The 17,353-nt window shown below is 62.8% G+C and carries 17 protein-coding genes; 4 read left to right on the top strand and 13 right to left on the bottom strand.

Features of this window, described 5'->3' with window-relative positions; genetic code table 11:
- Positions 1-71: 71 nt before the first annotated feature.
- Positions 72-1,130, top strand: coding sequence for an NAD(P)-dependent alcohol dehydrogenase (locus L8V00_RS08050; protein WP_269944715.1), 1,059 nt, complete (start codon positions 72-74; stop codon positions 1,128-1,130).
- 23 nt (positions 1,131-1,153) lie between these two features.
- On the opposite strand, the gene trxA is transcribed toward L8V00_RS08050, so the two are convergent.
- The gene (gene trxA / locus L8V00_RS08055) at positions 1,154-1,525 is read right to left on the bottom strand and encodes a thioredoxin (protein WP_035003598.1); all 372 of its coding nucleotides are present in this window, start codon (positions 1,523-1,525) and stop codon (positions 1,154-1,156) included.
- A 187-nt stretch (positions 1,526-1,712) separates the two neighbouring features.
- Between trxA and L8V00_RS08060 the strand changes: the two genes are divergently transcribed.
- A complete protein-coding gene (locus L8V00_RS08060) occupies positions 1,713-2,171 on the top strand; it encodes a hotdog fold domain-containing protein (protein WP_237746251.1) in 459 nt (152 codons plus the stop codon).
- Between the two features lie 35 nt (positions 2,172-2,206).
- Here the strand turns inward: L8V00_RS08060 and L8V00_RS08065 are convergent, their stop codons facing one another.
- From L8V00_RS08065 to L8V00_RS08075, 3 genes are read right to left on the bottom strand one after another with little or no spacing between them, the layout of a single operon-like run.
- Positions 2,207-2,656, bottom strand: coding sequence for a FluC/FEX family fluoride channel (locus L8V00_RS08065; protein WP_269944716.1), 450 nt, complete (start codon positions 2,654-2,656; stop codon positions 2,207-2,209).
- Complete coding sequence (locus L8V00_RS08070; RefSeq protein ID WP_269944717.1) at positions 2,653-3,180, bottom strand: FluC/FEX family fluoride channel; 528 nt, start codon at positions 3,178-3,180, stop codon at positions 2,653-2,655. The genes L8V00_RS08065 and L8V00_RS08070 overlap by 4 nt, the downstream gene beginning before the upstream one ends.
- Before the next feature lie 52 nt (positions 3,181-3,232).
- Positions 3,233-3,778 (bottom strand): YceI family protein, encoded by a 546-nt coding sequence (locus L8V00_RS08075; protein WP_239200835.1) that lies wholly within the window; start codon positions 3,776-3,778, stop codon positions 3,233-3,235.
- Between the two features lie 171 nt (positions 3,779-3,949).
- On the opposite strand from L8V00_RS08075, the gene L8V00_RS08080 reads away from it, so the two are divergent.
- Positions 3,950-4,441, top strand: coding sequence for a MarR family winged helix-turn-helix transcriptional regulator (locus L8V00_RS08080; RefSeq protein WP_269944718.1), 492 nt, complete (start codon positions 3,950-3,952; stop codon positions 4,439-4,441).
- A 100-nt stretch (positions 4,442-4,541) separates the two neighbouring features.
- On the opposite strand, the gene dnaB is transcribed toward L8V00_RS08080, so the two are convergent.
- Positions 4,542-6,113 (bottom strand): replicative DNA helicase, encoded by a 1,572-nt coding sequence (gene dnaB / locus L8V00_RS08085; RefSeq protein WP_070488593.1) that lies wholly within the window; start codon positions 6,111-6,113, stop codon positions 4,542-4,544.
- Positions 6,114-6,547: 434 nt separating this feature from the next.
- On the opposite strand from dnaB, the gene L8V00_RS08090 reads away from it, so the two are divergent.
- Positions 6,548-8,200, top strand: coding sequence for a flavin-containing monooxygenase (locus L8V00_RS08090; RefSeq protein ID WP_269944719.1), 1,653 nt, complete (start codon positions 6,548-6,550; stop codon positions 8,198-8,200).
- Between the two features lie 72 nt (positions 8,201-8,272).
- Here L8V00_RS08090 and L8V00_RS08095 read toward each other — a convergent pair whose 3' ends face one another.
- The 8 genes from L8V00_RS08095 to L8V00_RS08130 all read right to left on the bottom strand — a co-directional run bounded on the left by L8V00_RS08095 (position 8,273) and on the right by L8V00_RS08130 (position 17,326).
- Entirely contained in the window at positions 8,273-9,412 is a 1,140-nt protein-coding gene (locus L8V00_RS08095; protein ID WP_034985492.1) for a S1 family peptidase, read from the bottom strand.
- Positions 9,413-10,661: 1,249 nt separating this feature from the next.
- The gene (rplI, locus tag L8V00_RS08100) at positions 10,662-11,114 is read right to left on the bottom strand and encodes a 50S ribosomal protein L9 (RefSeq protein ID WP_049050570.1); all 453 of its coding nucleotides are present in this window, start codon (positions 11,112-11,114) and stop codon (positions 10,662-10,664) included.
- Positions 11,115-11,196: 82 nt separating this feature from the next.
- Positions 11,197-11,838, bottom strand: a complete 642-nt coding sequence (locus L8V00_RS08105) for a single-stranded DNA-binding protein (protein WP_269944720.1) — start codon at positions 11,836-11,838, stop codon at positions 11,197-11,199.
- A gap of 126 nt (positions 11,839-11,964) precedes the next feature.
- Positions 11,965-12,252, bottom strand: a complete 288-nt coding sequence (rpsF, locus tag L8V00_RS08110; protein WP_035003609.1) for a 30S ribosomal protein S6 — start codon at positions 12,250-12,252, stop codon at positions 11,965-11,967.
- Positions 12,253-12,415: 163 nt separating this feature from the next.
- Positions 12,416-12,598 (bottom strand): hypothetical protein, encoded by a 183-nt coding sequence (locus L8V00_RS08115; RefSeq protein ID WP_034985176.1) that lies wholly within the window; start codon positions 12,596-12,598, stop codon positions 12,416-12,418.
- Complete coding sequence (locus L8V00_RS08120; protein WP_034985174.1) at positions 12,591-14,216, bottom strand: glycosyltransferase family 87 protein; 1,626 nt, start codon at positions 14,214-14,216, stop codon at positions 12,591-12,593. The genes L8V00_RS08115 and L8V00_RS08120 overlap by 8 nt, the downstream gene beginning before the upstream one ends.
- Complete coding sequence (locus tag L8V00_RS08125; RefSeq protein ID WP_420840055.1) at positions 14,197-16,926, bottom strand: transglycosylase domain-containing protein; 2,730 nt, start codon at positions 16,924-16,926, stop codon at positions 14,197-14,199. Before L8V00_RS08125 ends, L8V00_RS08120 begins: the two co-directional genes overlap by 20 nt.
- Positions 16,919-17,326 (bottom strand): DUF5318 family protein, encoded by a 408-nt coding sequence (locus L8V00_RS08130; protein WP_049050566.1) that lies wholly within the window; start codon positions 17,324-17,326, stop codon positions 16,919-16,921. Before L8V00_RS08130 ends, L8V00_RS08125 begins: the two co-directional genes overlap by 8 nt.
- Positions 17,327-17,353 lie beyond the last annotated feature (27 nt).

A 17,353-nucleotide genomic window follows, 5' to 3' on the forward strand; every position in this document is an offset into this window, starting at 1 on the left:
GCCCGCTCGCGCCTCAGCGCAGGCCGTGCGAATCCGCGCTGCGCACGCGGGGCCTGCGTAGCCTGGGGAGCATGGACGTTGCATGCTACTCAGCCCCCGGCGCCGGCGAGGCGCTGGAAAAATCCACAATTTCCCGGCGCGACCTGCGCCCCAACGACTGCCTAATCAAGATCCGCTGGGCGGGCATCTGCCACTCGGACATCCACACTGTAAATGGAGATTGGCCGCACGATAACTTCCCCATGACCCCCGGCCACGAGATCATCGGCGAGGTCACCGAGGTTGGCACGGAGGTGCAGAACTTCCGCCCCGGCGATGTGGTCGGCATCGGCTGCCTGGTGGATAGCTGCCTAGATTGCGATGCCTGCCGCGAAGGCGACGAAAACTACTGCGAGAGCGGCTCGACCGGCACGTACAACGCGCCCGACCGCCTCGACGGCACGATCACGCAGGGCGGTTACTCCACCCACATCGTGTGTCGCGAGGAGTTCCTGGTCCGCATCCCGAAGGCCTTCGCCGACTTGGAGTCGGATGCGGCCGCGGCGGCCACTCCCCTGCTGTGTGCTGGAATTACTACGTATTCCCCGCTGAAGCACTGGGACGTGGGCGAAGGTTCCCGCGTGGCGGTCGTCGGCATGGGCGGCCTGGGGCACGTGGCGGTAAAGCTGGCCGCGGCGATGGGCGCGGACGTGACGGTCTTGAGCCACTCGAAGTCCAAGGAGGCCGACGGCCTGGCTTTCGGCGCCAGCCGTTACGTCGCCACCAAGGAGGAGGGCTGGCACAAGCCCTTCAGGGCGAGCTTCGACCTGATCATTAATACGGTCAGCGCCCCGCTGGATCCGGCGCCGTTTATTTCCACCCTGGCGCGTGGCGGAACGATGGTGATGCTGGGGCTGCCGCCGGAGAAAATGCAGATCAGCGCTGGTGCGCTGATCGGTAAGCGCCGTTCCGTGGCGGGCAGTGCTATCGGTGGTATCCGGGAGACTCAGGAGATGATTGATTTCTGCGCCGCCCACGGCATCACCGCGGAGGCGGAGGTCATCCCGGCAGAGGAGATCAACACGGCCTACCAGCGCGTATTGGATTCGGATGTGCGCTACCGTTTCGTCATCGACGTCAACACGTTGTAGCGCGCTCCGGGCGCGCTGAGCGCTTACTGCGCCTCGCCCTGCTCGGCCTCGATCTGCTTGCGGACCTCGTCCATGTCCAGCTCCTTGGCCTTAGCGATCAGCTCGTTGATGGCCTTGCCCGGCAGCAGGCCGGATTCGCGAGCCAGCAGCACGCCGTCGCGGAACAGCATCAGGGTCGGGATCGACTGGATCTGCAGGGCTGCGGAAAGCTCCTGGTTGGCTTCGGTATCCACCTTGCCAAAAACAGCGTCCGGGTTTTCCTCGGAGGCCTGCTCGAAGATGGGGGCGAAGCGCTTGCACGGACCACACCAGTCTGCCCAGAAGTCCAGCACGACGATGCCGTCGCCCTGTACGGTTTCCTGGAAGTTTGCTCCGGTGATTTCAGTGGTCGCCATTTCTTTCCCTTCGGGTTGATTGCTTCGTTCAAAGCTTGTCGCTGCTTTGTCGCTTCTTTGTCACTGCGCACCGTTAAAAGGGGCGCGTATGTTTTTCCAACATTACGCAACGCACGCTTTATTCCGCGTTAGAGTTCTCACTATGTCTATTTATGACGCCAACGCGAATCCGTCTAGCACTTTCAAAATGTACAAGAATCTTGCGAAGAAGCCGTTTGGCAACGGCCTGTTTTCGCTGGCAGCCAGCGCTAAGGCGCCTTACTTCCTGACCGTACAACCGCGCCTGCAGGAGTTGCGACCGGGCTACTGCCAGGTGAAGTCGAAGAAGTGGTGGCTGCTGAATAACCACATCGGAACCTTCCACGCCATTGCGGCCTGCAATGTGGCGGAGTTTGCGATGGGGATGCTGGCTGAGGCATCCATCCCCAACACCCACCGCTGGCTGCCACAGGGAATGCGCACGAAGTACCTGAAGAAGACGAAGGGCAGCCTGACGGCCACCGCGACGGCCGAGCTGCCGGACTTCGAGAAGATCACCAAGGAATCCGGCGGGCAGACCGTGACGGTGACGATCCACTTCGCCGACGACGAAGGTAAGGAATCCACCTACGCGGAGATCGACATCTGGGTCACTGCCAAGAAGTAGCAGATGCTAGGCGCTGCCGCGTAAATCGCGGCAGGTCAGGCGCCCGCGAGCGTCACCCCGCCCCAAAGCGCGGGGAAGAATACCGCGCAGCAGGCGACGGTCATCGCCACCACGCCGACAATGCGACGGGTGGGCTGCGGCCGGGTGAAGACCTCCACCATTACCGTGGAAAACGTGGTGAACCCACCGGCCAGGCCCAGACCTACCAGGGGGAATAGGATGTCCTGGGTCCCGGTCGTCGCGCCGGGCGCGCCGGCGCTCGCTGGCCCAGTCAGCCCGCCAATGCCCGCCGCGTACTGCGAGGTGAAGCCAAGGATCAGGCCCAGTAGAGCGGTGCCGAGGAGGTTCACCACCGCCAGGCTCCACAGGGGTGCCCAGCCGCGCCGGGACTTCAGGTAAGTATCCAGGCCATAGCGGGCGGCCGCGCCCGTTCCGCCGCCGACGGCGACAGCCAGCAGCTCCACGAGGGTCGCTCCGGTGCTCATCGCGTGCCCCCATCCCCCGGCGCGGCCTCAGGGTCAGCACCGGCGCCGCTGGCTACTTGGGCTGCACTGCCCCCGTGCCGTAGCCGCGCCAGCTCATTCAAATCCCGCCCGAGGCGCAGCCCCATCGCAGCCGCAAGCAGGCCAAGCACCAGCGTGACCAGTCCGTAGGCTCCCCCGATGAGGACGGCGGTAGTTGAGTCGGTGGGGGCGTCAATAGCCGCAGCGAGCGAGCTAAACGACGTGAAACCGCCGAGCAGCCCCATGCCCCAGAACGCGCGGCGCGGGTGGGCGGAATCCGGGATCATGCCGACCAGAAGGCCCAGCAGGAGTGCTCCCAGGACGTTGACCACCAGCAATGCGATGTCCCCGAGGGAAATTCCTCCGGCGACGTTCAGCGGGGCTGCCGCTCCGGGGACTCGCGTAGGGTCGCCGAGCGCGGGAATCCAGACAGTTAGCGCCCAACGAAAAACCGCCCCCAGCGCGCCGCCGAGGAAGACCAGGGCGACGGGCGGGAGGCGTTTCATGGGTGCAATATTACCCAGGCAACTGGGTTAGGCGGCCAAGCGGCCGGGCGAGTTAGGCCTGCTTAACGGCGGAGATGTCGAAGTTCAGGGTGATCTTCTCGGAGACGAGCACGCCGCCGCCGTCGAGGGCGGTGTTCCACTCCAGGCCGAAGTCGCGGCGGTTGATGCTGGTAGAGCCCTCGAAGCCGACGCGGGTCTGGCCCCACGGATCCTGCACCTCGCCGGTGAAGTCGAACTCGATGGTGACGGGCTTCGTGACGTCCTTGATAGTCAGGTCGCCGGTGACCTTGATGGCGGTCTCGCCGGCGGCGGTGATGTCCGTGGAGGTGAAGGTGATGTGCGGGTACTTCTCCGTCTCGAAGAAGTCGCCGGAGGTCAGGTGGCCGTCGCGGTCAGCGTTGCGGGTGTCCACGCTGTTGACGTCGATCTTGACGTCGATCTTTGCGCCCTCCAGGTTCTCGCCGGAGGTGGCGGTGCCCTCGAAGTCGGTGAACGCGCCGCGAACCTTGGTGACCATGGCGTGGCGGGCGACGAAGCCGATCTCGGAGTGTGCCGCGTCGATCTGGAAGTTGCCGGAGTAGTTGTTGACGTTCGTCATGTTGAGCCTTTCGTTAAGTCTCTGGGTAGATATTTCGGTTGGTGTTCTCGATTGGTGTTTTCCGTTGGCGTTCTCAGCCAGTGTGGTGCGCTCTATGCGGCGCTGGCTCCTACCCTACACACTTGTAGTTGATGTATCAACAATATTGACTGATGTGCGATAATGGTGCACATGACACAAGAAAACACCTCTTCTCCGCAAGATGCGGATGCCAACGCGGGAACCCCGTGGCTGAGCAGCCGCGAGCAGCAGGTGTGGCGAGCGTGGCTCAACGCCCACATCCAGATCAATGCCGAGCTGGCGCAGCAGCTGGCAGCGGAAACTTCCCTATCCCTGTCCGACTACGAGGTTCTGGTGCATCTTTCGGAATCGCCGAACCACCAGCAGCGAATCGTCGCGCTGGCGAACATGATGCAGTGGAGCCGTTCGCGCCTATCGCACCAGATCACGCGCATGTCGAAGCGCGGTCTTGTGCGCCGCGAAACTTGTGACGCCGACGGGCGCGGGGCCTATGTTGTCCTTGAACCCGCAGGTCTCGACGCGATCACTACTGCTGCGCCCGGCCACGTGGCGAAGGTGCGCGGGCTGGTGTTTGACCGGCTGACCGATACGGAAGTTGAGCAGTTCTACTCAATCCTGGCGAAGCTGAACGAACAGCCTTAGGCGCGGCGCGGGGCAGCGCGCGACCCGCCGCCCGCCGCGCGCCCCGCCTCCGGGGGCGCGGGGCGCAGAAGCACCAGCACGCGGATGCCCCGCGTGGGATTTAGGGCATAGGGCTGATGTCGCGGGCCATGTCGGAGAACTTGGAGAACTGCAGCTGGTTGGCCACCGTCACCGTGCCAATGGGACCACCACGGTGCTTAGCGAGGATGATGTCCGCCTCGCCCGCACGCTCGTGATCCGGGTTCTGCGAGTCCGGGCGGTTGATCAGCATGACCATGTCGGCATCCTGCTCCAACGAACCAGATTCACGCAGGTCAGAGACACGCGGAAGCGCATCGTCGCCGCGGGACTCCACGCCACGGTTCAGCTGCGAGATCGCAACAACCGGCACGTTGACCTCCTTGGCCAACAGTTTCAGCTGGCGGGAGAACTCAGAGACCTCTTGCTGGCGTGATTCCACTCGCTTGCCGGAGGACATCAGCTGCAGGTAGTCCACCACGATCAGCTGCAGATCCACCTGCTGCTTCAGGCGGCGTGCCTTCGAGCGGATCTCCATCATCGTCAGGTTCGGCGAATCGTCGATGTAGATCGGCGCGTCCTCGATCTCGCCGATGCGCACGGTCAGGCGGTCCCAATCGTCGTCGGTCAGCTTGCCGCCGCGCATGGAAGCCAGGCGCACCTCCGCCTCCGCGGAGAAGATGCGCATCATGACCTCGGACTTGCTCATTTCCAGGCTGAACAGCGCCGACGCTTTGCCGTGCTGGATCGACGCCGAACGCATGAAGTCCAGCGCCAGCGTGGACTTACCCACACCCGGGCGGGCCGCGACAATCACCATCTGGCCGCCGCGCAGGCCATTCGTCAGGTCATCCAGGTCGGCGAAGCCGGTGGGGATACCCATCTCCACGCCATCCTGGCTCTCCAGCTGCTCGATCTCCCCCACAGTGGAGGCCACCAGTTCCGCGAAGACCTCGTAGTCCTCCTTCGCGGCATCGTTGGTGATGGCGAACATCTCCTGCTGCGCGCGGTCCACCACGTTATCCACGTCCGCACCCTCGGTACCCGCATAACCCAGCTGCACAATCGTGGTGCCTGCTTGCACCAGGCGGCGCAGCGTGGCCTTCTCCCGCACGATCGAGGCGTAGTAGCCGACGTTTGCCGAGGTCGGAGTCTTCTGGACGACACTGTGCAGGTAATCAGCGCCGCCGATGAAGCTCAGCACGCCATCGCGGTCCAGGCGGCCGCTGACGATGACCGGGTCTACTTCCTTACCCTCGCCGTACAGCTGAAGTATGGCGTCAAAAATAGTCTTGTGCTTCGGCACGTAGAAGTCATCACCAACGAGGACCTCCACGACATCCGCAATGGCGTCCTTATCCAGCATCATGCCGCCGAGCACGCCCTGCTCGGCTTCCGGGTTCTGCGGCATCTCGCGGACAATCTGCTGGGAGCCACCGTGGCCGCCCTGGCCGCCACGGCCCCTGCGACCGCCCTGGAAACCCCCGCCGCGACGACCGGAAGACTCGAAGCCGCCCGCTCCCCCGGCGCCCGAGCCAGCGCCGAAGCCACCTCCCGAGCCGGCGCCGAAGTCGCTGGGACCGCCGAAGTCGTCGAAAGGTTCCTCCGGCAGCGGGGCGCCGTCGTCGAAGTTCATGCCTGCATTTTCGCTCATGCCGACCACTTTAATGGCAGCGCGGGACAACCCCTAAGCGGCAATACAGAACAAGTTATCCACAGGCTTTGTGGATATACCTGTGGAGGAAATGTGCATAACCCCCAATCCCCCAGGATGGCTTGTGGATAACTTGTGGATAGCCAACGCTCTCACCTGCACGTTTCCACGTTTGCGCAGGTCAGAGGCGTGTGACTAGTGTGAAAGCTTCTCTTTCATCGGTGGATAACCTGGGGATAAACAAACCCGCAGGCCAGGCGATCGCGCTCATACAAACCCCCAGGTCGTCCAAATCCTTAAACTATTCACACTCTATTCACCGCCATAACCGCGTTCATGGCTATAAGCCCACACCCTTCATGTTTGGTTTCCTAAGCGGAAGTAAAATATTGGTTTTCCTACACACTGCACGACCTTGGAGTACGGTGTGCCTCATGAATTCCACACCCACCGACCCAACCACCAACTCCTCCATCTCAACCCTCCCCGCACTCACGGAGGCTACCGCCGAGCGCCCCCTCGACCTCCTCATTGTCGGCGCGGGGCTCTCCGGCATCGACATCGCCTACCACGTAAACAAGAACTTCCCCGGCTGGAACTGGGCCGCCGTGGACTCCAACTACGACGTCGGCGGAACCTGGGCCACCTTCCAATACCCCGGCATCCGCTCGGACTCCGACATGGCCACCTTCTCCCTCCCCTTCAAGAAGTGGCCACACAAGGGCACCCTCGGTTCCGGCAAGCAGATCCGCGACTACTGCCGCGAAGCCGCCCAGGAAATCGGCATGCTCGACCGCCTACAGCTATCCACCTGGGTCGAATCCGTGAACTTCCACACCGACCGCGGCCTGTGGGAGGTCACCATGCGCGTCGGCCGCACGGGTCACGCAAACTCCGAAGGCACCGACGGCTCCGACTCTGCCGCCTCCGCCAACCCCGAGCAGCCGACCATCACCACGTGGACGCGCCGCCTCCACTTCGCCACCGGATACTACCGCCATGCTGAGGGGTTCACGGCGGAGATTGAGGGCGTCAACACCTTCGAAGGCACCGCCCTGCACCCACAGCAATGGCCCCGCGACCTCGACGTGCGCGGCAAGAAGGTCACGGTGATCGGCTCCGGCGCGACGGCAATTACGCTGGTCCCGGCGCTGCACGCGATGGGTGCGGACGTCACGATGCTGCAGCGCACCCCCACCTACATCGCGCCGCTGCCGGAGACAGACACGATCAGCTCCCTCGTCGGCCTGGGCCTAAGCACCGAACCCGGCAAATTCGGCCACCGCCTGGCGCGCTCCCTGCACATCGGCCGCGACATGGCGCAGTACCACCTCTGCCAAACCTTCCCCAGCATCGCGAAGCTGGTGTTCCGCGGCTGGAACCGCCTTTACCTGCCCGCCGACGAGGTCCGCCGCAACTTCACTCCCCCATACGGCCCGTGGGACCAGCGCGTCTGCAAGTCCCCCGGCGGCGATTTCTTCAAGGCCGTGCGCGGCGGGGCGAAGGTCGTCACCGACCACATCGAGCGCGTCGACGCCGGCGGGGTGCTGTTGCGCTCCGGCGGGTACATCGAGGCTGATGTCTTGGTGATCGCCACGGGACTACAACTTCTTGCTTTTGGTGACGCCAACTTCTCAGTCGATGGCGCCCCAGTACCCACCGAATCTCTGGTGGCTTATCGTGCCATGATGGCTAATCGACTGCCGAACTTCTCCTACACCATCGGGTATTTGAACCAGTCGTGGACGCTGCGCGCGGACATGACCTCGCGGTACTTGGTGCAGCTATGGAAGGACATGGACTCGCGAGGCGAGCAGTGGGCGTGCCCGGTCCTGCCCGACGGCGAGCCCGCTGACCTGCCGCTTCTGGAGATGTCCAGCGGTTATATCCAGCGCAGCGTGGGGACTCTGCCGCGCCAGGCCGCTGGGGATCCGTGGCGGATGGAGCACGACTACATCAAGGAGCGCCGCACCTACACCAGCGCGGACAATACCCACGACATGGCCTTCGGCGTGGAGGCACTGGAGGCGGCGGCGCCGCTGGCCGCCGGTGAGGGCGGCGGAGGCGCCGCCAAGCTGCGGGTTTAACAGCTGCGCCGGGTGATCCCAGCCGGGCGGCCAGGGGGTGCCGGGGTGCTGGTGACTACGGCGGCTGGTGGGCTAGCCGTGGAGGGTTAGGCCCCAGTGCCGCATCGCGCTGGCGATTTCCATTCCGCCGCCGAGGGTTTTGTTGTAGTCGCTGACCCGCGAGACCACGCCAAGCGCCCATACCCCACTTCTGTCCACGGCAAAGATGGCGCCGCCGGAATCTCCGCGATCCATGATGTTTCTAAAGTAGAACTGGCCTGCCTTGTCCACACTGACGAACACTCCGCAGGAGTACCCGGTGGTGGCACCGAGGCGGCAAATCTCCATGTTGCGGCGCTCGGCCTCCTGCGGCGTGATCCAGCCCTTGAGCTTGGTATTCATAGGCAGTGCGGAATCGACGTATTGCCTGACATTTGGGTAGAGCTCGATCAATCCAATGTCTGCACCAACGATGCCCTGGCCATGACGCTCCACGTAGGATTCCACCATCTCCCCCACCCGGAGAGTATTGCCACGTGAATCGCGGATGTCGAACTTATCCCCCTTGTTTCCGCAGTGACCTGCGGTAACAATGAATACCCGGTTGTCGCGGGAGGCGATGAATCCCGTCGAGCACGAGGAGCCATTCGTCCGGTTCAGAATCATTCCGCCGGGGACGACCTTGCCCGGCGCTTCCAGGAATTGCCAGTCCACCTTGTTGTGGTAGGTAATTCCCAGGTTGTCGTCGCGGCCGGCCCGGCCGGCGCCATCGTTGTCCGGGTCCAGGCGGTTCGGGTCTACCTCCGTTTGTTGCGAGCGGTTTCTGGAGGAATCGACGCGGAAGTTTTCCTGCGGGAAATCGAAGTTATCCACCTTTGTGGTGGATCCGTCGGTTTCGCAGTCGAAGTGGAAGGCGCCGGAATAGTCGTCGTTGTACAGCGAGCCCTTGAGTGGACCGTCGAAGTCGTCGTCGGACAGGTGTGTCTCGGAAACGTCCGTTGCGTGCACGAAAAGCTTATCGTGCGGAATGTTGTTCTTGTTGAGATCCTTCTCAACGGCCTTCTGGCAGGCCTCCGCGACATCGTAGACGCTGAGGGCTTTGGAGTCCGAGGAGCCGTCCGCCCCGCCGGAGTCTGAAGAGCTAGGGGAAATGGAGACGCCCGAATTGGAACATCCGGCGAGCGCGAGGATGGAGACTAATGCCAAGCTGCGAACCAGCTGAGTTTTCTTCACAGAGCTATCCTGGCACATTCGGCTGGCTAAGCAAGTGGAATTCGGCAGCTCAGGTGGCGAAATTTCGGCGCCCGGGGTGCTGGTGGCTCGGCACCCCGGGCCCCTGTTCCCCGACCCCGGGCCCTGCTCCGGCCCTCGGCTGCCAGTTCCGGCGGCCCGGGGCCATAAATTCTGAGCCCTGCCCCCCTGTTCCGGCCCTCGGCTCCCAGTTCCGGCGGCCTAAAGCCATAGTTTCTGCGCCCTGCAGCTGGAAAATGTCGTTAGAACGGGAATCCGGGGCAAGCGGAGACCTTTTTGCGACCACGTATAGAAGGGAATGTCGTTAGAACGGGAATACGTTATTAACACTGATTTGCAATACCGCAAAAGCGCAGGTCAGGGCGTTGCAGAGTTTTGCAAGCCGTCGTGGGCGTCGGCGTATTCCCGTTCTAGCGACATTCCGGCCCAACGGAGGCTCCGCACAGCCCGAACCGGCCGACGTATTCCCGATCTAACGACATTCCGGACCACCAGGAGCCCCGAATGGCCCAGAAGCCTGCGATATGGAGGCCTAAATGTCGGAAAAGTTGCAATTTGTTACCGCAAACCATTACCAATTTTGTAAACATGCAGGTCAGCGAGTTTTCCGAGGGTCGCGTTTTCGGCGCCAATTTTAGTTTTGCAACTTTTCCGACATCTAGCGCCAATGGCAGTGGTGGCCGGACGAAACCTGAGCATCACGGCGCCACTGGCAACGGTGGCCGGACAAAACCTGAGCATCACGGCGCCACCGGCCGCTGGAGCCAGCGGTGAAGGAACCGCCAAGCTGCGTGTTTAGTAGCTGTGCCAGATTACCTGGGCTGGGCAACGTATCCGGGAAACATCCGAGCAACGGAAAAGGCCCCACGCACAAAAACGTGGGGCCTCAACCTGCTGTTGTCTAAGTTAAGTTTTTCTGGTGCGTTATAGTCGCACGCGCATCTTCGCAGCTCAGCGGCTCAGCAGCTCAGCGGCTCTTTACACAGCTCCGGAATGTGAATGCCGCCGCGTGGTGTCTAAGCACGCGACCAGTGACGCCTAACAATAGGCAAACACTAGGCACTTGATCCGTGGTGTCTAAGCACGAATCACGCGACCTGTGGTGTCTAGGCACAGGGCGCAGAAGCTCCCGGTAACTTCAGACCAGCTGAAATATCAGCCGAGCCAAGCCCGCCGACCGAAGTATCAGCCGACCAGGGCCAGCTGAAATGCCGAGCCAAGCCGGGCGAAGTTACGCGGAAACGACCTCGAAGCTCAGGGATGCAACGATGTCGTTGTGCAGCTGAACGTCCACAGAGTAAACGCCGGTTGCCTTAACATCGCCCTTGCGCAGCTTGATGGTGTGCTTATCCAGGGAACGACCGTTGGCCTTCTTCACTGCATCAACAATGTGATCTGCAGTGACGGAGCCGAAGATCTTGCCGGACTCTGCGGTGCGGACCGCCACGGTCACGCCACTCAGGTTCTCCAGCTCTTCCTTAACCTCGCGTGCGTGATCCAGGTCGCGGATCTGTCGTGCTTCCTGTGCGCGCTTAATTCCTTCGATCTGCTTCTCAGCGCCGCGGGTAGCAACAATTGCGTAGCCGCGCGGAAGCAGGTAGTTACGTCCGTAACCAGCCTTGACCTCTACGATGTCGCCGGGGACACCGAGCTTGTCAACGTTGGTGGTGAGGATCAGCTTCATGATCCAGCCTTTCGTTGTGCTTTGGTTTGACCAATTATGTTCAAAAAATTTAACGCTGACCAGCAGCTTTTAAGCTAGCCGATCAGAATGGCGGCTCGTCGTCGCCATCACCAAAACCGGACTGTGGGGCAGAGTTCCACGGGTCATCATCCATGGCCGCATTGTGGCCACCGAAGCCCTGGTTGTTCTGTCCCGGATTACCCTGGCCGCCCTGGTTGCCGGCGTTTCCGCCGAAGCCACCCTGGCCGCCACCATTACCTTGGCCACCTTGACCACCCTGGCCACCGAAGCCGCCGGCATTACCGCCGAAGCCTCCGCCGTTTCCACCACCGGCGTTTCCGCCCTGACCGCCGCCACGGAATGACTTGTTGATATCCGCGGTAGCGAAGCGCAGCGAAGGGCCGACCTCTTCCACTTCAATCTCGAAGACAGTGCGGCGCTCGCCGTTGCGGTCCTCGTAGGAGCGCTGGCGCAGTCGGCCGGTAACGATCACGCGGTCACCCTTGTTCAGGCTGTTTGCCACGTTCTCTGCAGGTTGGCGCCACACATTGCAGGTCAAGAACAGTGGCTCACCGTCGACGAACTGACCAGCCTGCTGGTCGTAGCGACGGGGCGTGGAGGCCACGCGGAAGTTAGCCACTGCGGCCCCGTTGGGGGTGTAGCGCAGTTCCGGATCCGCAACGATGTTGCCGACCACGGTGATTTGGGTATCTCCCTGTGCCATGTTTCTTTCCTAACGTTGTGTGGTGACGTGTGGGCGTCCGTAAAAAGAAGCCCTAGTGGTTACAGTGCTTAGGTTAGTGGTTTAAAGGCGCCTGTACAGTCCGTTCGGAGCCTGCAGCTGTGAAAGCTACTGGTCCTTCCGCAGCACCTTGGTGCGCAGGATCTGGTCGTTGATGTTGAGCAGGCGGTCAATTTCCAGCACGGTAGCCGACTCACACTTCAGGTCGAGAACAACGTAGATGCCCTCGTCCTTCTTGTTGATCGGGTACTCGAGGCGACGCTTGCCCCAGATATCAACCTTTTCCACGGAACCGTTTTCCTTGCGGACAATTTCCAAGTACTTGTCCAGCGACGGGGCAACGGTGCGTTCATCCTGGGAAGGGTCGATGATGATCATCATCTCGTATTGACGCACGGACCTCATCACCTCCTATGGTCTTGTGTTTCGGCCATACCCCTTTTGGGCATGGCAGGAGGGTCGTTGCGTCAGCAACTCTCTCAGCCTACCTGGTGCCCCCGCGTTTTAAGAAATGCCCCCTCGCGCCCCAAGCCGAGCCCCGCTCCCGCGCTGCGCGCCCCTACGCCGCTACGAATACTGCCAGCCCCACCGGCACGATCGTCAGGAACAAGACGGCGAAGCTGAAAAGCGTCCACACCTGCTTCTTCGACTTGCCGTACATGAAACTCGCAAAACTGCCGCCCACGCACAGGAACCCCACCAGCACACTGGCCATGGTGATGATTATGGTCGTGTTATCCATCGTTGCTCTCTTTCTTTTCGGCGCCTTTCTTATTGACGCCCACTTCTCCGCCGGAACCATTCCCGCTCTCGCGCGCGGTCTGGTTGGTTGGCGCGCCGTCCTGCACCTCAGGCGGTTCCTCGGCCAGAACTCCGGCCAACGGGTCGCGCCCTCCGTGGGCCTCGCGGATCGGGTCCGGGCTGCGGCCCATGATCTGCCGGATGACCAGCACCGCCATGAACACCAGCAACCCGAGCCGGACGATGGTCACGGTATCGACCAGCCAGTTCGGTGCCGCCTGGTTCGCAGGCAGGAACTGCCACATGCGCAGGTACCAATACACAGTCTCCAATGCCGCCCAGCCAAAGACCAATCGCCAGCGGGGGAGAGCCAGCACCAGCAGCGGCACCAGCCAGATGGAGTACTGCGGGCTCCACACCTTGTTGGTGATCATGAAGGCCAGCGTGGCCAGGAACGCCACCTGGCCGACCCGCGGAGTGCGCGGCGCTGCGAAGATGACCAGCCAGGCCAGAGCCAGAAGTGCGACCAGCAGCAGTACGCCTGTCAGCAGGTTGAGAGTTTCAGCGCCTTCGACAGACCTTGTGGGAGACACGCCGTTCCAGGCGTCATTACCCAAGAGGTGAGCGATGACGGCATAGATGGTCGAGCCTTCCCAACCGCGTTCGGAGTTCAGCTTGAAGAACTGCGACCAGCCCTCCGGCGCGAAAACCATGATCGGCAGGTTGATGATCAGCCAGCTGGCGAAAGTCCAGCCGACCAGCTTCGCCAGCGGAACCCAGGCGCGCTGGCGCAGGCACAGCAGGATCAGTGCACCGCCGATGAACGCGGGCCATAGCTTCAGCGCCACGCCCACGCCCGTGGCCACGCCAGCCCAGCCGGGGCGCCGGTTGGCCCAGAAGAGGAAGATGGCGACGGCCGCCGCGCAGGTCAGCAGGTCGAAGTTGGTGAAGGCGTGGACGATGACTAGGGGAGAGGCCGCCATCAGCAGCGTGTCCCACACTCGGTTGCCGGTGAGTTTCGTCATCAGGCCGGTGGCGATCAGCCAGAACAGGGCCAGGAAGAATGCGTTGACTCCGAAGTAGATCGCCGCGGGCGCTGCCTGCGGCAGGGGGAGGAAGTTCCACACGGCCTCCACCGGGCGCGCGATTGCGGCCATCAGCCATTGGTACAGGCCCGTGAGCACGGGGTATTCCATGTACCGCGTGACGCCATCGTCGACGAAGGAGGTGAAGTAGGGGAAGTCGAGGTTATCCAGCCCGCGGCCCGCATACAGGGAAACCGTGTCGGAGTAGCAGGCGGAGGTGAACTGGCGCTTCCCGGACCAGTCCACAAAGGGGTTGCCATCGCCGTCGAACCCGGTGCGGATGCACTGTGCCTTCTGCAGCCAACCGAATACTAGGAAGGTGGCGGCGGTGGCGAGCAGGACGCGCAAGGGAGTCCACCAGTTCGCCCGGCCGATAAGGGCGTGGGCGCCGGGTGGGCCGCCGATGAAGCGGATGAATCCGCGGGCCATCGGCTCTGTGCGGGAGGGCAGCACGCGCTGGCCCGCGCCCCGGCTCGTGGCCGAACCCGTGGCCGGACTCCCGGCGGTCGGTTTCCTATGGGTTGAGGATTCCATCGATTAGGTCTTGTAGGTCATTGTTCTGCGGCGGGTTGCCACCTCCCGGAGCCGGGCGCTGCGGCTCGGGCTGCGGCGCGGGCGCCGGCGGTGAAGCCGGTTCCGGAGACTCCGGCTCCGCCGGCTGCTCCTGCGCACCCTCGTCGCTTCCCTGGGCAGCTTCGCCGCCGACGTAGCCACCGCCGCCGGAAGCCGCTGGGCCGGTACCGAACTGCTCGACCTCCTTGCCTTCCAGCTGACGATCCAGCACGCCCTTCCAGATCTGGGCGGGCAGGCCGGAGCCGTACATGATGCCGCCGTAGCTGTTATGAATCGGTTTGCCCTCGGCGGTACCAACCCACACTGCGGTGGACAGCTGCGGGGTGGAGCCAATCATCCAGGCGTCCTTATTTTCGCCAGTATCACCCAGCTGCGCCGTACCGGTCTTTGAAGCCGACGGACGGCCACCGGCCAGCGTGTTGCCATTGGAGTAGGCCGCGATGGGCTGCATTGCCTGGATCACGCCGTTGGCGACTTCCTCGGAAACCACGCGGTCACCGTCGTCGTTGGTGTTATCCAGCAGCACGTCGCCGTTGGAGTTCTCCACCTTCTGCACGAAGTGCGGGCGGTGGTAGACGCCACCGTTGGTCAGGGTGGCCAGCGCGGTAGCCATATCCAGCGGGCTGGACTGGTACATACCCAGAGTGATGCCCTCTGCCGGCTTGCCGTTTGCCTCCTGCAGCGTCTTGCCCACGCCCGGCAGTTCCTCGGCCACTCCCAGGCGGTGCGCCATGTCAGCGACGTCCTGCGGGCCGCCCTTCAACGACTGGGTCAGGCGGATGAAGCTGGTGTTCAGCGACTGCTTCAGCGCTTCGGCGATGCTACATGTGCCACAGCTGGCGCCGCCGACGTTATTCACCTGCGCGTCACCGGTCATGACGGGGGAGGAGTCGAACTGGTCGTAAATGCTGCCGCCCTGGTCAAGGTATGCGGCCAGCGCAAAAATCTTGAACGTAGAACCGGTCTGCAGGCCTCCTCCGGCGAAGTCGAAGCCCACTGGGTTATCGCCGCCGTACCAGGAGCGCACGCCACCGGTCTTCGGATCCACCGAGACCACGGCCGTACGCAGGCCTTCCTGCTGGCCTTCGAGCTTCTTGTGGACCTCATCCACCGCGTCGGCCTGCATCTTTGCGTCGATGGTGGTGGTGATCTTCAGGCCACCCGTGTTCACCTGTTCCTCGGTGATGCCCGCGCGCTCAAGCTCCTCGATCACCTTGGTCTTGATCAAACCGTTGGTTCCCACGGCCTGGGTGCTCTCCGCGGTTTCCGCCGGGTCCTTCACGTCCGGGTACGCGGCGTTCCGCCGGTCCGATTCCTTCATCGCGTCGATGCTGACCATGCCGTCCAGTACATAGTTCCAGCGTGCTTCTGCACGCTCGCGGTTGGTCCACGGATCCAGGCCAGAGGGCGCCTGGATGGTCGCGGCCAGCACCGCGCCTTCCTCCGGGGTGAGGTCCTTGACGTCCTTGTCGAAGTAGGCGTGAGAGCCCGCGCTGATGCCGTAGGCATTGCGGCCGAAGTAAATGGTGTTCAGGTAGGCCTCGAGGATCTCGTCCTTCGACCATTCGCGGGCCATCTTCGCGGAGATAACCAGCTCCTTGGCCTTACGGCTCAGGCTAAACTCGTCGCCGACCAGCGCGTTCTTCACGTACTGCTGGGTAATGGTCGAGCCACCACCGGCACCCTCGCGGCCCAGCACCTGGCCGACCGCCGCGCGGGCGAAGCCGGAGACGGAGAAGCCGGGGTTACTGTAGAACTCGCGGTCCTCAGCAGCCAGCACGGCCTGGCGGACCGGCATCGGCACCTCGTCAATCTTGACGTTCTGGCGGTTGCCTTCCGGCGGCACGATGCGCGCCAGCTCGGTGTCGTTATCGCTGGCCATAATGTAGGAGATCTGATTGTTCACCAGCTCTTCCGGCTCCGGCACCTTCGTCACCGAATACGCCGTAAAGAACGCCACCAGCGGCACAATGATCAGCACCGCCATGACGGCCGCCAGCCCCGCGAAGAAGTTTCGCAGGGTGCGCTTATCGCGCCAGCTGCGCTTCTTGCGCGTCCTTGCCTTCAGCTTTCCATCGCCCACGGAGCGGGATCCATTCTTTTTCACGCGAGTCTGTGGTCCATTCTTATTGGGCCCATTCTTGCTGGGGCCGTTGTTCTGCGGCCTCTTTCTTTGTGACGCCGCCGCCCCCGCAGCACCAGCCCCAGCTCCCGCTGCGGCTCCTGCCCGGCGGGAACCTCCGGACTTCACCGGCTTGGTGCCGCGACCCTGCGCTGGCTTGCCCTGTGCGGGCTTGCCATGCGCCGGGCGCCCCTTAGCCGGACGACCCTTCACTGCGCGCCCCTGGGCAGCCTGACCCTGTGCAGGACGACCCTGTGCAGGACGTCCCTGGGCACTGCGGCGCTTACCTGGCTGAGCACCCTGACCCTGCGCAGGTTTGCCGTTTGCAGCCCGGCGCTTGCCCGGCTGGCTAGGCTTACCCGACTGGCCCGGTGCTGGGCGCCCCTGCGCAGGCTTGCCGTTTTTAGCCCGACGCTTGCCAGACTGAGCACCCTGACCTTGGCCAGGCCTACCCGGTTGCCCCGGCTTCCGCTGTCCGCCACGGCCGGTACCGGAATTTCCGGCACCACCGCGGGAGAACGGGTTCTTGGACGGCTTGTCGCTACTCAACTAGACGAGTCTCCTGATTGTCGATCGTGATTCCGATCAGCTCTTCTCGGATCAAGTGATTCCATCTACACTTCATGCACACTTCAACGGTGTGTATCGAGAACTCAGCATCCTGCTGCGCATTCACTAGCGCATCAATAACACCATTGATCTCTCTTACACTACGCGCTGTACCCGACTTTTCACCTAATACGTCGCCGTGAATCCACTGCGTTTCCCTTAAATCATGCCTTCCGCACACCGGACACGGACGGTCGACTGCCTGACCTAGAACCTCCGCGGACGAAAGGAGCCGCGGGGTGGCGTCACCAACAAAGCGCCCGACCCCACGCACCTGAGACAGAGTGCGACGGCGATCGAGTGACCTATCAATAACCCTTCGCGAAATCGACACACCCACATTCTAAACACGGCCCGGACAACCCCC

Source organism: Corynebacterium evansiae (assembly GCF_027570065.1).
GTDB classification, from domain to species: Bacteria; Actinomycetota; Actinomycetes; order Mycobacteriales; family Mycobacteriaceae; genus Corynebacterium; species Corynebacterium evansiae.

What these genes read in the sequence shown, in the direction of transcription:
- L8V00_RS08105 (WP_269944720.1), bottom strand. Translation starts at nt 11,838, where the DNA reads ATGGCACAGGGAGATACCCAAATCACCGTGGTCGGCAACATCGTTGCG.
- L8V00_RS08115 (WP_034985176.1), bottom strand. Translation starts at nt 12,598, where the DNA reads ATGGATAACACGACCATAATCATCACCATGGCCAGTGTGCTGGTGGGG.
- L8V00_RS08090 (WP_269944719.1), top strand. Translation starts at nt 6,548, where the DNA reads ATGAATTCCACACCCACCGACCCAACCACCAACTCCTCCATCTCAACC.
- dnaB (WP_070488593.1), bottom strand. Translation starts at nt 6,113, where the DNA reads ATGAGCGAAAATGCAGGCATGAACTTCGACGACGGCGCCCCGCTGCCG.
- L8V00_RS08060 (WP_237746251.1), top strand. Translation starts at nt 1,713, where the DNA reads ATGTACAAGAATCTTGCGAAGAAGCCGTTTGGCAACGGCCTGTTTTCG.
- trxA (WP_035003598.1), bottom strand. Translation starts at nt 1,525, where the DNA reads ATGGCGACCACTGAAATCACCGGAGCAAACTTCCAGGAAACCGTACAG.
- L8V00_RS08075 (WP_239200835.1), bottom strand. Translation starts at nt 3,778, where the DNA reads ATGACGAACGTCAACAACTACTCCGGCAACTTCCAGATCGACGCGGCA.
- L8V00_RS08080 (WP_269944718.1), top strand. Translation starts at nt 3,950, where the DNA reads ATGACACAAGAAAACACCTCTTCTCCGCAAGATGCGGATGCCAACGCG.
- L8V00_RS08070 (WP_269944717.1), bottom strand. Translation starts at nt 3,180, where the DNA reads ATGAAACGCCTCCCGCCCGTCGCCCTGGTCTTCCTCGGCGGCGCGCTG.
- L8V00_RS08050 (WP_269944715.1), top strand. Translation starts at nt 72, where the DNA reads ATGGACGTTGCATGCTACTCAGCCCCCGGCGCCGGCGAGGCGCTGGAA.
- L8V00_RS08065 (WP_269944716.1), bottom strand. Translation starts at nt 2,656, where the DNA reads ATGAGCACCGGAGCGACCCTCGTGGAGCTGCTGGCTGTCGCCGTCGGC.
- rplI (WP_049050570.1), bottom strand. Translation starts at nt 11,114, where the DNA reads ATGAAGCTGATCCTCACCACCAACGTTGACAAGCTCGGTGTCCCCGGC.
- L8V00_RS08120 (WP_034985174.1), bottom strand. Translation starts at nt 14,216, where the DNA reads ATGGAATCCTCAACCCATAGGAAACCGACCGCCGGGAGTCCGGCCACG.